At 76.5% G+C, this 13,850-nt stretch carries 12 protein-coding genes and 1 pseudogene; 9 read left to right on the plus strand and 4 right to left on the minus strand.

The window, feature by feature from the left end; genetic code table 11:
- The first annotated feature begins 1 nt into the window (after position 1).
- From KPL57_RS44855 to KPL57_RS44870, 4 genes are all read left to right on the plus strand, one after another.
- Positions 2 to 814, plus strand: a complete 813-nt coding sequence (locus tag KPL57_RS44855) for a mycofactocin-coupled SDR family oxidoreductase (RefSeq protein WP_226356449.1) — start codon at positions 2 to 4, stop codon at positions 812 to 814.
- Positions 811 to 1,719 (plus strand): MoxR family ATPase, encoded by a 909-nt coding sequence (locus KPL57_RS44860; RefSeq protein WP_226356450.1) that lies wholly within the window; start codon positions 811 to 813, stop codon positions 1,717 to 1,719. Before KPL57_RS44855 ends, KPL57_RS44860 begins: the two co-directional genes overlap by 4 nt.
- A gap of 86 nt (positions 1,720 to 1,805) precedes the next feature.
- On the plus strand, positions 1,806 to 2,663 hold the full coding sequence (locus tag KPL57_RS44865; protein ID WP_226356451.1) for a VWA domain-containing protein: 858 nt from the start codon (positions 1,806 to 1,808) through the stop codon (positions 2,661 to 2,663).
- 73 nt (positions 2,664 to 2,736) lie between these two features.
- Positions 2,737 to 3,594 (plus strand): alpha/beta fold hydrolase, encoded by an 858-nt coding sequence (locus tag KPL57_RS44870; protein ID WP_226356452.1) that lies wholly within the window; start codon positions 2,737 to 2,739, stop codon positions 3,592 to 3,594.
- Positions 3,595 to 3,657: 63 nt separating this feature from the next.
- Here the strand turns inward: KPL57_RS44870 and KPL57_RS44875 are convergent.
- A pseudogene (locus tag KPL57_RS44875) lies at positions 3,658 to 5,118 on the minus strand (RNA polymerase sigma factor); the annotation flags it as partial.
- 230 nt (positions 5,119 to 5,348) lie between these two features.
- Between KPL57_RS44875 and KPL57_RS44880 the strand changes: the two are divergent.
- Entirely contained in the window at positions 5,349 to 6,179 is an 831-nt protein-coding gene (locus KPL57_RS44880) for an inositol monophosphatase family protein (RefSeq protein WP_226356454.1), read from the plus strand.
- Between the two features lie 20 nt (positions 6,180 to 6,199).
- On the opposite strand, the gene cei is transcribed toward KPL57_RS44880, so the two are convergent.
- Positions 6,200 to 6,829: an envelope integrity protein Cei gene (cei, locus tag KPL57_RS44885; RefSeq protein WP_226356455.1), complete on the minus strand. Its 630-nt coding sequence runs from the start codon at positions 6,827 to 6,829 to the stop codon at positions 6,200 to 6,202.
- Positions 6,829 to 7,914, minus strand: coding sequence for a phosphotransferase family protein (locus KPL57_RS44890; RefSeq protein ID WP_226356456.1), 1,086 nt, complete (start codon positions 7,912 to 7,914; stop codon positions 6,829 to 6,831). The genes cei and KPL57_RS44890 overlap by 1 nt, the downstream gene beginning before the upstream one ends.
- Before the next feature lie 313 nt (positions 7,915 to 8,227).
- Between KPL57_RS44890 and KPL57_RS44895 the strand changes: the two genes are divergently transcribed.
- Positions 8,228 to 8,530, plus strand: coding sequence for a DUF4193 domain-containing protein (locus KPL57_RS44895; protein ID WP_010223990.1), 303 nt, complete (start codon positions 8,228 to 8,230; stop codon positions 8,528 to 8,530).
- A gap of 72 nt (positions 8,531 to 8,602) precedes the next feature.
- Here the strand turns inward: KPL57_RS44895 and KPL57_RS44900 are convergent, their stop codons facing one another.
- Complete coding sequence (locus tag KPL57_RS44900; RefSeq protein WP_226356457.1) at positions 8,603 to 9,100, minus strand: DUF3093 domain-containing protein; 498 nt, start codon at positions 9,098 to 9,100, stop codon at positions 8,603 to 8,605.
- A 25-nt stretch (positions 9,101 to 9,125) separates the two neighbouring features.
- On the opposite strand from KPL57_RS44900, the gene dut reads away from it, so the two are divergent.
- The 3 genes from dut to KPL57_RS44915 all read left to right on the plus strand — a co-directional run bounded on the left by dut (position 9,126) and on the right by KPL57_RS44915 (position 13,848).
- On the plus strand, positions 9,126 to 9,641 hold the full coding sequence (gene dut, locus KPL57_RS44905; RefSeq protein WP_226356458.1) for a dUTP diphosphatase: 516 nt from the start codon (positions 9,126 to 9,128) through the stop codon (positions 9,639 to 9,641).
- A complete protein-coding gene (locus tag KPL57_RS44910) occupies positions 9,642 to 13,220 on the plus strand; it encodes a DUF3710 domain-containing protein (protein ID WP_226356459.1) in 3,579 nt (1,192 codons plus the stop codon).
- 250 nt (positions 13,221 to 13,470) lie between these two features.
- Positions 13,471 to 13,848, plus strand: a complete 378-nt coding sequence (locus KPL57_RS44915) for an OB-fold nucleic acid binding domain-containing protein (protein ID WP_020622832.1) — start codon at positions 13,471 to 13,473, stop codon at positions 13,846 to 13,848.
- The last annotated feature ends 2 nt before the right edge of the window (positions 13,849 to 13,850 follow it).

Raw genomic sequence — 13,850 nt, forward strand, 5'->3', positions numbered from 1 at the left:
CATGACGGGACGACTGCAGGGGAAGGTCGCGCTGGTCTCCGGGGCGGCACGTGGCCAGGGCCGGTCGCACGCGGTCCGCCTGGCCCAGGAGGGCGCCGACGTCATCGCGTTCGACCGCTGCCGCCCGCTGGACACGGTGCACTACGCCCTGTCCACCCGGGAGGACCTGGAGGAGACCGTGCGGCTGGTCGAGGAGTGCGACCGCCGCGTCGTCGCCCGGGAGGCCGACGTCCGCGACACCGCGGCGGTGCAGGCCGTCGTCGACGAGGGCGTGGCCGAGTTCGGCCGCCTCGACGTCGTGTGCGGCAACGCCGGCATCGCCGGGTTCGCCGACAACACCTGGTCACTCACCGACGACGAGTGGGACGAGATGATCGGGGTCAACCTCACCGGGGTCTGGAAGACCGTCCGCGCCGCCGTCCCGGCCATGATCGCCGCGGGCAACGGCGGCGCGATCGTGCTGACCAGCTCCACGGCCGGGGTGAAGGGGATGAGCCGCACCGGGCACTACGTCGCGGCCAAGCACGGCGTCGTCGGGCTCATGCGCAACCTCGCGACCGAGCTGGCGCCGCACTCGATCCGGGTCAACACCGTCCACCCCACCGGCGTGAACACCCCCATGGTCACCAACGACTACATCGGCGGGATCATCGCCGCCGACCCGTCGTTCGGGGCGAACCTGCAGAACATGCTGCCGGTCGAGATGGTCGAGCCGGTCGACATCTCGAACGCGATCGTCTACCTCGCCTCCGACGAGGGGCGCTACGTGACCGGGACGATGCTGCCCGTCGACGCCGGGTTCCTGCAGAAGTGAGCGACCGCCGCGCCGCCGTCGCGCGGGCGGTCGTCGGCCGCCGCCGCGAGCTCGACCTCGTGCTCGCGGCGGTGACCGCGGGCCGCGACGTGATGCTGGAGGGGCCGCCCGGCGTCTCGAAGTCGACGATGCTCCGCGCGATCACCGCGCTCTGGGGCGTGCCGTTCGTGCTCGTCGAGGGCAACGCCGAGCTGACCCCGGCCCGGCTGGTCGGCCACCACAACCCGGCCCGGGTGCTGCGCGAGGACTACAGCAGCGACAACTTCGTGGCCGGCCCGCTGGTCTCCGCCATGCAGGACGGCGGGTTCCTCTACATCGAGGAGCTCAACCGGGCCCCCGAGGACACCCTCAACGTGCTGCTCGCCGCGATGGCCGAGCGGGAGCTCACCGTGCCCCGGGTCGGCACCGTCACCGCCCGGCCGACGTTCCGGGTGCTGGCGTCGATGAACCCGTTCGACGACGTCGGCACCGCCCGCATCTCCGACTCGGTCTACGACCGCTGGTGCCGGCTGGTCGTCGGCTACCAGGACGAGACCGAGGAGGCGCAGATCGTGCGCGCCCGCACCGGCGTCGACGACGACGGGCTGGTCGCCGACGCCGTCGCGCTCACCCGGGCCACCCGCGGCCACCCCGACCTGCGGCGCGGGGCCAGCGTGCGCGGCGCCATCGACCTCACCGCGATCGCCGTCGAGCTGCGGGCGCTCGGCAGCCACGACGGCGACCACCCGCGCATCGTGCTCGACGCCGCGCTGCTGGCGCTGTCCGCGCGGATCGCCGTCGACGACGCGTTCGACGGCACCCCGGAGGAGGTGATCATCCGCATCTGGGAGGACCGTTTTTTCTCGCGGCCCGGCGTGCCGCGCCGGGACCGCACCGCATCGACGTCGACAACGCCGTCGAGCTGACCGCACCGGGGGAGCGGACGCCCCTGCGGCGCAGGCCCAAGCAGCTGACCGGGGCGCCGACCCTGTTCGGCGGCACCGGGGCTCCGGTGGTGGTCGAGCGGGCCGTCGACGACCGCGACGGCACCGTGACCGGGCCGGCCGGGGGACAGGGGGTGACGACCACGTCGCGCCGGTCCCGCCGCCGCGCCCTGGACGAGCTGCTGGAGGACCGCCCGGCCGACCCCGAGGTGGGCGCCATGGCGCGGCGCATCGCCCGGCGGCTGTCGCTGCGCAGACCCCGGGACGCGCGGGCGGAGCGGGGCCGCGGCAGCCCGGCACCGGTGCCCTACCGGTACCGGTCCGACGACATCGACCTGGACCGCACGCTGGAGGTCCTCACCGAGCGCCCGGTCCCCGAGGACACCGACATCGTGGTGCGCGAGCGCACCGGCACCCCGCGTGACGTGGTGCTCGCCGTCGACGTGTCGGGGTCGATGCGCGGGGAGAAGGTCCGGATCGCCGCGGCGACGGTCGCGGCGCTGTCGGCGGACCTGGCCGGGGCGGGGGACCGGCTCGCCGTCGTCGCGTTCTGGTCCGACGCCGCGGTGCTCGCCGCACTCGGTGGGCCGGTGGACCCGGCCCGGCTGCTGGACCGGCTGCAGCGGATCCCGGCCCGCGGGCTCACCGACGTCGGGTTCGGGCTGTCGGTGGCGCACGCCGAGCTGGCCCGGTCACCGGCCCGGCGCCGGATCGCGCTGCTGCTCAGCGACGCGGTGCACAACGCGGGACCGGACCCGCGCACCGTCGCCCGGCGCTTCGGGGAGCTGCACGTGCTCCTGGAGGTCGACGGCGAGCACGACGAACCGCTGGGCCGCGACCTCGCGCGCCGTGGCCGGGGGCGCCTCGCCCGCGTCCGCACGCACCGCGACGTCGCCCCCGGCATCGCGCGGCTGCTGCGCCGGTGACCCGGGCCGATGAGTCCGGCGCCGCGGCGCGGTCGGTAGGGGGACGGACCCTCGACCCACCGCGGGAGACACCATGACCGGAGCAGCCACCACCACCCCGTCGCCGACCTCGAGCGGACACCTCCCGGTCGACGGGCTGGACCTGTACCACGAGGTGTACGGCGAGTTCGGGACCTCGCCACCGCTGCTCCTGCTGCCGGGCGCGTTCATGTCCGCCGGCTCGATGGGGGCGTGGGCGGCCGGGCTCGCCGAGCACCGCACCGTGGTCGTCGCCGACATGCAGGGCCAGGGCCGGACACCGGACGCGCCCCGTGCGCTGTCCTACGAGCAGTTCGCCGACGACGCCGCGGCGTTGCTCCGCGGCCTGGGCGTCGACCGGGCGGACGTGATGGGCTACTCGCAGGGCGGCGGCGTGGCGCTGCAGCTCGCGATCCGGCATCCGGACCTCGTCGGCAAGCTCGTCGTGATGGCCTCGACGTTCCGCCGCGACGGCTGGTACCCCGCCGTGCACTCCGCGATCACGGGGATGGACGCGACGACACTGGCCGGCTCGCCCGTCGAGACGGCGTTCCTGGAACACACGCCGGACCCCGTCGCGTTCGCGGCCTGGGTGGAGAAGGTGAAGGTCCTCAACGCCTGCGACCAGGAGATCCCCGACGACCGGATGCGTGCGATCACGGCCCGGTCGATGGTGATCGTCGGGGACGCCGACGGCGTGCGCCCCGAGCACGCGGTGGAGATGTTCCGCCTGCTCGGCGGCGGTGACGAACGGGCCGCGGCGACGGGGATGCTGCAGGAGGTCCCCCGCGCGCGCCTGGTGGTGCTGCCCGCGACCTCGCACATCGGGCTGGTGGGGGAGTCGGCGACCCTCGTACCGGCCGTCACCGCGTTCCTCGACGACGTCGCACCCGCGACGCCGGACCTGTTCTGACCGCGGACGACGAGGGCCCCGCCGGATCGTCCGGCGGGGCCCTCGTCGTGCGACGGGCGGTGCTCAGTCCAGGTAGTCGCGCAGCACCTGGGACCGCGACGGGTGCCGCAGCTTCGACATCGTCTTCGACTCGATCTGGCGGATCCGCTCGCGGGTCACGCCGTAGACCTGGCCGATCTCGTCGAGGGTGCGCGGCTGGCCGTCGGTGAGACCGAAGCGCAGCCGGACGACGCCCGCCTCGCGCTCGGACAGCGTCGCCAGCACCGACTGCAGCTGGTCCTGCAGCAGGGTGAAGCTCACCGCGTCGACCGCGACGACGGCCTCGGAGTCCTCGATGAAGTCACCGAGCTGCGAGTCGCCCTCGTCGCCGATGGTCTGGTCCAGGGAGATGGGTTCCCGGGCGTACTGCTGGATCTCCAGCACCTTCTCCGGGGTGATGTCCATTTCCTTGGCGAGCTCCTCGGGAGTGGGCTCGCGCCCGAGATCCTGGAGCAGCTCACGCTGTATGCGGCCGAGCTTGTTGATGACCTCCACCATGTGCACCGGGATGCGGATGGTGCGGGCCTGGTCGGCCATCGCGCGGGTGATGGCCTGCCGGATCCACCACGTGGCGTAGGTCGAGAACTTGTAGCCCTTGGTGTAGTCGAACTTCTCGACCGCACGGATGAGGCCGAGGTTGCCCTCCTGGATCAGGTCCAGGAACGCCATGCCGCGGCCGGTGTAGCGCTTGGCCAGCGAGACCACGAGCCGGAGGTTCGCCTCGAGCAGGTGGTTCTTGGCGCGCTCGCCGTCCCGCACGATCCAGCGCAGGTCGCGCCGCAGCTGCGGGGACAGCTTCTCGTTGGACTCGAAGACCTTGCGGATGCGCTCGGCGCCGTAGAGGCCGGCCTCGATGCGCTTCGCGAGCTCGACCTCCTCCTCGGCGTTGAGGAGCGCGACCTTGCCGATCTGCTTCAGGTACGCGCGGACCGAGTCGGCCGAGGCGGTGAGCTCGGCGTCCTTGCGCGCCTGGCGCAGGGCCTCGGACTCCTCCTCGTCCCAGACGAAGTCCGCCGACTTCTGCTGCGACGCCCGGGTGGTCGGTGCCACCCGGTTCTTGCCGGTGTTGGTCTCGTCGTCGGAGTCGTCGTCGTCGTCGTCGTCGGACGACTCGTCGGCGTTCTCCTCCTTCGCGGCCTCGGCGAGGTCGGCCTCGATGTCCGAAGCGTCGATCTCGCCGTCCTCGAGGACGACCTCGTCGCCGTCGGCGTCCGGCTCGTCGCCGTCGGCCTTCTTGGTGGAGGCCTTCTTCGGAGCGGCCTTGCGCGGGCCGGTCTTCGGCGCGGCCTTGGTCGCCGTGCCACCCGCCGCGGCGGGCTTGCGGGTGCGCGCGGCCGGCTTCTTGGCGGTGCCGGTCGTCGCCGACGCGGTGCTCGTGGTGCCGGAAGTACGGCGGCTGCGGGATGCGGTACCCGACGTCGGTTCGACGGTCGAGTCGCTGCGTGCTGCGGAGTCTGCGGCTGCCACCTGGGCCCTCTCGCTACGTGCGCTGGAGTCGTTACGCGGCCCGGTCGCGGCGCGCTCGTCGGGGGAGACGAGGCCACGACGGCCGGGATGTCCTGTCCTGCCACCGCCTCGGTCGCCGGCGTCGATGGTGGTCGCCGCGCGTCCCGGAGACGGGGTACGCGTTCCATTGTAACTGCGTACCGGCCGGGGGGACGCACCTCACGCCGCCCCGCGCGTCCGGGTGGCTCCGCACGTGGTCGGATGGGGTGGTGAGCCCGCACGAGAGCAGCGATCCCGCCACCCTGCGCGCCGTCGCCGAGCAGGTCGCGGCCGAGGCCGCGGAGCACCTGCGCGGCCTGCCCGCACCGCACGACGACGGCGTCACGACGAAGTCCTCGCCGACCGACGTCGTCACCGCCTCCGACGCCTCGGTGGAGCGCTTCGTCCGGGACCGGCTCGCGCAGCTGCGCCCCGGCGAGCCGGTGTACGGGGAGGAGGGTGCGGGCGACGCCGCCGCCGCGCGCTGGGTGGTCGACCCGATCGACGGCACCGTGAACTACCTCTACGGGCTGCCCTGGTACGGGATCTCGATCGCCGCCGTCCTCGACGGGGAGGGCGTCGCCGGTGCGGTGTCCGAGCCCGCCTCCGGGCGGCTCTGGTCGGCCGGGCGCGGTCTCGGCGCGACCCTCGACGGGCGCCCGCTGCGCGCCGCGGCGACCACCGAGCTGGGCCAGTCCCTGGTCGGCACCGGGTTCGCCTACCGCGCCGAGCGGCGGGCCCGCCAGGCCCGGATGGTCGCGGCGATGCTCCCCGAGGTCCGCGACGTGCGCCGGGCCGGCGCGGCGTCGCTGGACCTGTGCGCGGTCGCGGCCGGCTGGCTCGACGGCTACCTCGAGCACGGCTGCAACTGGTGGGACTGGGCGGCCGGCGCGCTGATCGCGACCGAGGCCGGTGCCGTCGTGCACGTCGCGGGCAGCCCCGGCGTCCGCGGTCCCGTCGACGGCGACGCCCTCGGCGCCGACGTCACCCTCGCCGCCGCGCCCGGGGTCGCCGCCGCGCTGGCCGCGCTGGCCCGCCGCAGCGGCGCCGACACCGTCTGAGCCGTCCGGACGGCCGCGGCTCAGCAGGTCGCGGCGCGGGCCTGGGCCAGCAGGCCCGGGTCCGCCCGCGGACCGCCCTCGGTACCCGGCGCGGACAGCTGGTCCAGCACGTCGCGGGCCGCGCGGCCCGGTGCGACGTCGGTGAACGCCGACCCGACGACGACGTCGACCACCGCGCCCTGCCGGTCGTCGCGGATCAGCTCGACGCACGGCAGCGCGAGCGCCAGCGTCGACGCGGACGCCGCACCGTCCGGTCCGAACCGCAGCTGCCCGATGCAGTCCAGGTCCCCGTCGGGGAACACGGTGTCGTTGCCCGGTGTACCGGCCTCGCCGAACTGCAGGTCCTTCAGCTCGGCCGACACGAGGTTGGCCTGGCCGCGCTGCCCGCCGGCGTTGCGGACCTGGAACCGGACGTCGTCCGGCGCGGTCGGGGCGGCCGACTCCAGCTCCGTGCGGTCGACCTTCGAGCCGGCCAGGGTCCCCGACGACGGCGCCGGGCAGTTCGTCGACGCCGAGCCGTCGGAGGCGGTGCCCAGCACGACCGCCCACGTGGCCACGGCCAGCACGGCCAGCAGCGCGGTGGTGACCAGGATGGGGCGGGTCCGGCGCCGCTCGTAGGGGCGGTCGCCGCGGGTACGGGTGGAAAGCATCAGAACGACCCTCCGTCCAGGACGTGGTGCCCCAGCGCGACGAGCGGGCCGACCGACCCGTCGAGGCCCTCGGCCATCTCCTCGGGCACCGACCCGGCCCGGACCCGGGCCAGGATCCCGGCGAGCACGACGGCCAGCTTGAACGCGCCGAACCCGACGTACCAGGGCAGCGGACCGGCGTCGAGGCCGGTGCGCGCGGTGTAGCCCTCGACGAGCTCGCGCCGCGTCGGGAAGCCGGGCAGGCCGGTCGGGCTCGGCAGCGGCTGGGCCGCGGACCAGACGGCGTCGTCGCCGTCCTGCTTCCAGTAGACGAGCAGCAGCCCGAGGTCGGCCAGCGGGTCGCCGAGGGTGGACATCTCCCAGTCCAGCACCGCGCGGATGCGGCCGGGGTCCTCGGCGTCGAACACGCAGTTGTCGAGCCGGTAGTCACCGTGCACGACGGTGTGCCGCTGCGCGGCGGGGACGTCGGCGGCCAGCCGCTCGGACAGCCGGGTGAGCTCGGCCTCCTCGTCGGCGTCGACGGGGACCGGGTCGTCGCCGTCGCGGGCGGTGGCCCACTGCTTGCCCCAGCGCCGGATCTGGCGCTCCATGAAGCCGTCCGGACGGCCGAAGTCACCCAGCCCCGCCGCGGCCGGGTCGACGGCGTGCAGCGCGGCGAGGACGTCCACGAGTGCGTCGCCCGCGGCGCGGCGCTCCGCCTCGGTGGACGCCCAGCCCTCCGGCAGGTCGTCGAGCGGCACGACGCCGTCGACGAGCTCCATCACGAAGCAGGGGGCGCCGAGCACGTCGCCGTCGTCGGCGGCCAGCACCGCGGGGACGGGCACGGCGCTCGGCCCGAGCGCGGAGATCACGCGCTGCTCGCGGCCCATGTCGTGGGCGGTCGCGGCGACCTCGCCGACCGGCGGACGACGCAGCACGACCGCGCCGGCGGGGGAGGAGACCCGGTAGGTCAGGTTGGACCGCCCGGCGCCGATCGAGGTGAGCTGCGCCTCGCGCCACCGTTCGTCGCCGAGGGCCGTGGACAGCCACGCGCCGACGGTGGCGGGGTCGGCACCGGGCGTGGGCGTGCGGGCGCTCGTCGTCACACCGGGCGACACTAGTGCGCCCGGCGGCGGTGGCGCCCGGGCGACACCCGGCATGATCGGGGGACTCGCTGCGACGCCCGGCGGACGCTGGGCTACCCTCCCCGCCGCCGGTGACGGACCGGCCGCGACAGGACACACGACGGACGAGCCACCCGGGTCACCGGGCCCGGTGAGACCGGCGTCACTCCCGGAGCCGGGCACAAACCCGGTCCCCGCGACGTTCCTCAGCGGCACGCGACGACCAACCGATGCGAAGTACCGCTGCTCGAGGGCCGAATCGAGCAGCACGGACGTAAGGCAAGGGTGAGACCTGATGGCGACCGACTACGACGCCCCACGTCGCAATGAGGCCGACGAGATGGCCGAGGACTCGCTCGACGAGCTCAAGCAGCGCCGCAACGAGGCGCAGTCCGCGGTCGTCGACGTCGAGGAGACCGACACCGCGGAGAGCTACGAGCTCCCGGGCGCGGACCTGTCGGGCGAGGAACTGACGGTGAACGTCCTGCCGAAGCAGGCGGACGAGTTCACCTGTGCGAGCTGCTTCCTGGTGCACCACCGGAGCCGGCTCGCCAGCACCTCGGGCGGACAGTTCCTCTGCCGCGACTGTGCGGCCTGACAGGGCCCGCACGACGGGAGGACCACGACGGGCCCCGGCGGAGTTCCGCCGGGGCCCGTCGTACATCCCGGGTCAGCTCTGCTGGGGGTGCGGCGCCTGCGCGGCGATCGCCGCCCGCAGCGCGTCGGGACGGCGTGTGCTGAGCACCCAGTAGGGCTCGTCACGGCCGGTCGCCTGGACCCGCACCAGCGGCCCCACCCACGCCCGGTGCAGCACGTAGGCCTGCGGGTCGAGGTCGGGGCCCATCGCCTGCTGCTTGTCGGCGCGCGCGACGGTGTCGGTGACCCCGGCCGCGGACAGCGGCAGCTCCCGGCCGTTCGAGATCAGCACGCCGCCGCGGACCGTGGTGCGGCTGCGGCCCATCCACCACAGGACGCCGACGCACAGCGGCACCATCGTCAGGTAGCCCAGCCACGCCCGCAGGCCGGGGTAGCCCATGTGGATCTGCGCGCCCATCAGGACACCGAGCCCGACGGCGAGCAGGTACCACCACACCGGGACGGACAACCGCTCGTCGAACGCAGCAGGGCCAGCCGTCGCAGAGTCGGTCTCCGGAACCCGTTCGCTCACGGGGCCCAGGGTAGCGTCGCCCGCCGTGCCCGGTTCCGTGCCCGCTCCCCCGGACCAGCCGCCGGCAGCAGCGTCCGTCGACGTCCTGCTGACGCGGCTCGACCCCGACGTCCCCCACCCCGCGTACGCGCGGCCCGGGGACGCCGGGGCCGACCTCGTGACGACCACCGACGTGGTCCTCCAGCCCGGGCGCCGGGCGCTCGTCGGGACCGGGGTGGCGATCGCGCTGCCCGAGGGCTACGCCGGGTTCGTGCACCCGCGGTCCGGTCTCGCGGCCCGCTGCGGGCTGTCGATCGTCAACGCACCCGGCACCGTGGACGCCGGGTACCGCGGCGAGATCAAGGTGTGCCTGGTCAACACCGACCCGGACACGCCGGTGGAGCTTCACCGGGGGGACCGCATCGCGCAGCTGGTGGTGCAGCGGGTCGAGACGGCCCGGTTCGTGGAGGTCACCGCGCTGCCCGCGTCGGTACGCGGCGCCGCCGGTCACGGCTCGACCGGCGGGAACGCCGCGCTCGTCGCCGGGGGAGGGGACCAGTAGATGCCGGGACGCGCACGCGGTCGGATGTTCGACATCCGTCCCGAGGACGGGGTCGAGGACACCGGGACGGGTGCCTATCCGGGCTATCCCGGCTACGGCGACTCCGACATCGACGACTTCGACGACTACGCCGACCACTACGCCGAGCAGGACGCCCGTCGCGGGGCGCCGCCGGTGAACGGCGCGGCCCCGCGCAACGGCTCCGGACCCGGTGCGCCGAACGGCAGGCCGCCCGCGCCGGGGCGCAACGGCTCCGTGCCCGCCGCCGGCCCCCGCCCGGTACCGGCGAACGGCCGCCCGGCCGGCCCGCGGACCGCTGCCGTCCCCGCCCCCGACGGCCCCGCCGCGGCGACGACGGCGGTGCGCGCGGTCGGCCGCGACACCACCGGCCGTCCCCCGGCCACCGGCGCCTCCGGGCGCCTGCCCGCCCCCGCCCCCGCCGCGCACGACGACCGGGTCGCCCCGGACGGCCGCTGGGACGAGGAGGAGCCGCCGCTGCTGTCGCACCGGGTCGAGGACGACGAGCTCGCCTACGCCCGCGACCGCACCCCGCAGGGCTTCGACGGCGGTGACCCCGACGACCCGTCCTGGGGCCGGCGCCCGTCCGCGCCGCCCTCCGACGACCTCGACGACGACTACGACGACGACGTCGACGACGAGGACGAGTACGACGAGGACGAGTACGGCGTCGGCGACGCCCCGCTCTCGGTCCCGCCGCCCGGCAGCGGCGGCCGCCCGCTGGGCCCGGCCGACGTCGAGGAGCTCGACCCGTCGATGACCGACGCGCTCGCCCGCGTCGACCTCGGTGCCCTGCAGGTCCCGGTGCCCTACGGCGCCGAGCTGAAGCTGGAGCCCGCGGGTGCCGAGCGCCCCCAGGCCGTGCACCTACTGCTCGCCGAGGGCCGGATCGCGGTGAGCGCGCTCGCCGCGCCGCGGTCGTCCGGTCTGTGGGCGGACCTGTCCGCGGAGATCGAGCAGTCCCTGCGCAAGGGCGGCGCCCGGGTGCGCAACGCCCGCGGCGACTGGGGCCGCGAGCTCCACGCCCGCACCGAGAACGCCGCCTCGGTGTTCGTCGGCTGCGACGGCCCGCGCTGGATGGTCTACGGCGTGGCGACGGCGTCGCTGGAGACCGTCGAGGCCCTCGACGTGGAGCTCCGCCGCGTGCTGCGGGGGATCATCGTCGTCCGCGGGAAGTCGCCGTACCCGCCGCGGACGGTCCTGCCGCTGGAGCTGCCCGAGCACCTGCGCGAGCAGCAGCCCGAGGTCGCGCCCCAGAAGCCCAGCATCACCGTCTCCGTCCCGGCCCCCACCGGCGCGACGGGGTCGACCCCGGTGCCGTCGGGCACCACCGGCGCGACCCCGGTGCCGTCCGGCCCGGCGACCGGCGCCCGCCCGGTGCCGGCCGCCGCCTCCGCGGAACCGGCGACGCCGGTCGAGCCCGCCCGGCCGGCACGTCCGCGCCGCACCGCGCCCGCCGCCGCCTCCGCGGCCCCGGCCACGCAGCCCCCCGCGGGGCCGGTGGGGCCCCGCCCGTCGGTCGAGGACGCCGACCCGCGCACCCGCGCGCTGCCGCAGGTCCGCCGCCCCGCCGCGGCGGCCCCGGCAGAGGTGCCCGCGGAGCGCACGGAGCTCACCCCCGCCGTCCGCGCCGACGAGTCGCCCGCCGAGCGCACCGCGCTGACCGGCGGCCCGCTGGTCACCCCCGGGTCCGAGGCGCGGCCCGGCCGCCGTCGCGGACGTCCGGTCCGGCCCGACCGGACCGGCGCGAACCGGCTCGGCGGCGCCCCGGCCGGTGCCACACCGGCCGGGGGCATCCCCGGCAGCGCGACCCCGACCGGCGCGATCCCGACCGCGGGTGGCGTCGCGCCCGCGGCCGGCCCGGTCCGGCCCGGGACCGACACCGGCGCGCGCCCGCTGCCCGGCCGCGAGTCGATCCACGCCCCGGCGCCGCTGCACGCACCGGACCCGGCGCCGTCCGCGGCCGCCCCGGTCCGGGCCCCCGAGCCCGAGCCGGTGGAGCCCCCGGCCCGCCGGGACCCGGCGGTGACCGCGCTGTCGGTCGCCGACCTGCTCGCGGGCGCCGAGGACGACCGGTCCGCGACCCCGCTCACCGGTTTCGGCCGGGGCGCGTCGGCCGGCGACATCCTGGACACCGGCACCCCCGTCCCGGCCTCCGCCCTCGACGACGGCGCCTCCCTGTCCGGCACCGCTCTCGACGGCCGTACGGCTCTCGACCCCGGCACGGCTCCCGGTGGCGGCCCGGCCCTCGGCGGCGGCACCGGCATCGGGGCCGGTACCGGCCCCGTGGACGGTGACGCCGCGGACGGGCGCGAGACGCTCGGCAGTGCGACCACCGCCGGCGGTGTCGCGGGCGGGACCGCACCGGGCACCGGTGGGGCGGGCCGCCGCTCCCGGCGCGACCGCGCCGCCGACGCCACCCGCGTCGATGCCGCGGACCTGCTCGCCGGGCGCACCCGGGACACCCCGGCCGCCACGCCCGCACCGGCGGCGCAGCCCACCGGGGCCATCGAGGACATCCCGCTGTCGGACGTGCCGCTGATGGAGGCCACGCTCGACCGGCTCCCGGCCCCGCCGGAGCCCACCGCACCCGCGCCCACCCGTCGCCGGCGCGGCGCCCGCCCCACCGCGGACGCGCCCGGCCACACGGCACCCGCCGACCCCACCCCGGACGACGACGGCTGGCTGTCCGCCGAGATCGCCGCCAGCCGCCGCTCCGGCCGGCACGGCGCGGGGGCGGGCACCTCGGTGGCCGACCTGCTCGCCGCCGTCGCCCTCGACGCCCCCGCGGGCGGTGGACGCCGCCGCGAACCCGACGCCGCCCCCGCCTCCGGGAGCGGCACCGCGGGTCCCGCGCCCGCCGGTTCCGCGCTCGCCGGTTCCGCGCCGCTCGGCGCGGACGCCGACGAGGGCCGGGGGACCGGTGCCGGACACCGCGCCGACCCGGCGCCCGCATCGCCCGGCCCTGCATCGCCCGGCCCCGCGGCGCCGAACCCCGCGTCGGCCAACCCCGCACTGCCGGGCCCCGCAGCGCCGGGCCCGTCCGGCCGGGGAACGGACGACCCGGCGGAACCGGGCCGGTCGGAACCGGGCCGGGCCGAGCCGGGCACGAACGGCCGGGCCGCACCGGGCCCGGGCGGGGACGACCTGTTCCGGGCCGCGGGCGACGCGGGCCGCCCCTGGCACGGAGGCGGCCCCACCTCGGCCGACGAGGCACGCAGCGCCCTGCAGGACCTGCTCCGCAGCGCGTCGGCCGACCGCGGACCCGACGCCGACGGTCCGGGTGCCGACCGCACCAACGGGCACGGCGGCGTCACCGGCCTGGCCGACTACCGGGCCAGCCGGGCCGCCGCCGGACGGGCCGCGGCCCGCGCCGCCGAGGACCCCGCGGACGCGGACCCGGCCCGCACCGGCACCGCGGACGACGACACCGACGACGTCCCCGGCGCACTCGACGCCGGCCGCGCCGCGGGCGGGTCCGGGCTCACCGGCCAGTGGTCGTCCGGTCGGCGCGCGGGCGGCACCGGTCCCCGCGACCTCGGACGGCACCGCCGGGACTGAGCGGGAGCGCGGTGGGCGCGGGTGTCCGGTACGCCCGGCCCGCGCCCGCCCGCCGACCACCGGGCGCGGCCCGGGAACCGGTCGGCGGGGCGGCGACCGGGAGGTCAGGGCCGCCACGGGCACAAACCGGAGCGTCCGCGCGTTACGCTCTCGGCGCCACCACGACACCCTGTCGGGTCGCCACGCGAGTGCGGGTCACCGGAGGGTCCGGTGACCCCGGGCCGGTACCGGATGCGGGCCGAGGAGAGACATGGGCAGCACGGATGGCGGAGCGTTCCGCCGGATGCTCCGCAAACTCACCAGCGACGTCGACGAGCTCGACGCGCGCGATCTCGCCGAGGACGTCGAGGAGACCGGGGCACGCCCGGCCCGCGACTGCGCCTGCGGCGAGGAGGTCACGATGCTCGGCCGGATCCGCAGCGTCGACCTCTGTCCGCAGAGCGCCGACGCCACGCTGAAGGCCGAGCTGTTCGACGGCACCGACGGCGTCACCCTGGTCTGGATGGGCCGGCGCAGCATCCCCGGTATCGAGGCCGGGCGCACCATGCGGGTCCGTGGCCGGATCTCGGTCCGCGACGGTCGCAAGGTGCTCTACAACCCGTACTACGAGATCTGCCAGGCGCAGTGACC

This window comes from Pseudonocardia sp. ICBG601 (genome assembly GCF_020496245.1).

Coding starts and splice junctions, on each gene's coding strand:
- KPL57_RS44855 (WP_226356449.1), top strand. CDS start 2: ATGACGGGACGACTGCAGGGGAAGGTCGCGCTGGTCTCCGGGGCGGCA.
- KPL57_RS44870 (WP_226356452.1), top strand. CDS start 2,737: ATGACCGGAGCAGCCACCACCACCCCGTCGCCGACCTCGAGCGGACAC.
- cei (WP_226356455.1), bottom strand. CDS start 6,829: ATGCTTTCCACCCGTACCCGCGGCGACCGCCCCTACGAGCGGCGCCGG.
- KPL57_RS44895 (WP_010223990.1), top strand. CDS start 8,228: ATGGCGACCGACTACGACGCCCCACGTCGCAATGAGGCCGACGAGATG.
- KPL57_RS44910 (WP_226356459.1), top strand. CDS start 9,642: ATGCCGGGACGCGCACGCGGTCGGATGTTCGACATCCGTCCCGAGGAC.
- KPL57_RS44915 (WP_020622832.1), top strand. CDS start 13,471: ATGGGCAGCACGGATGGCGGAGCGTTCCGCCGGATGCTCCGCAAACTC.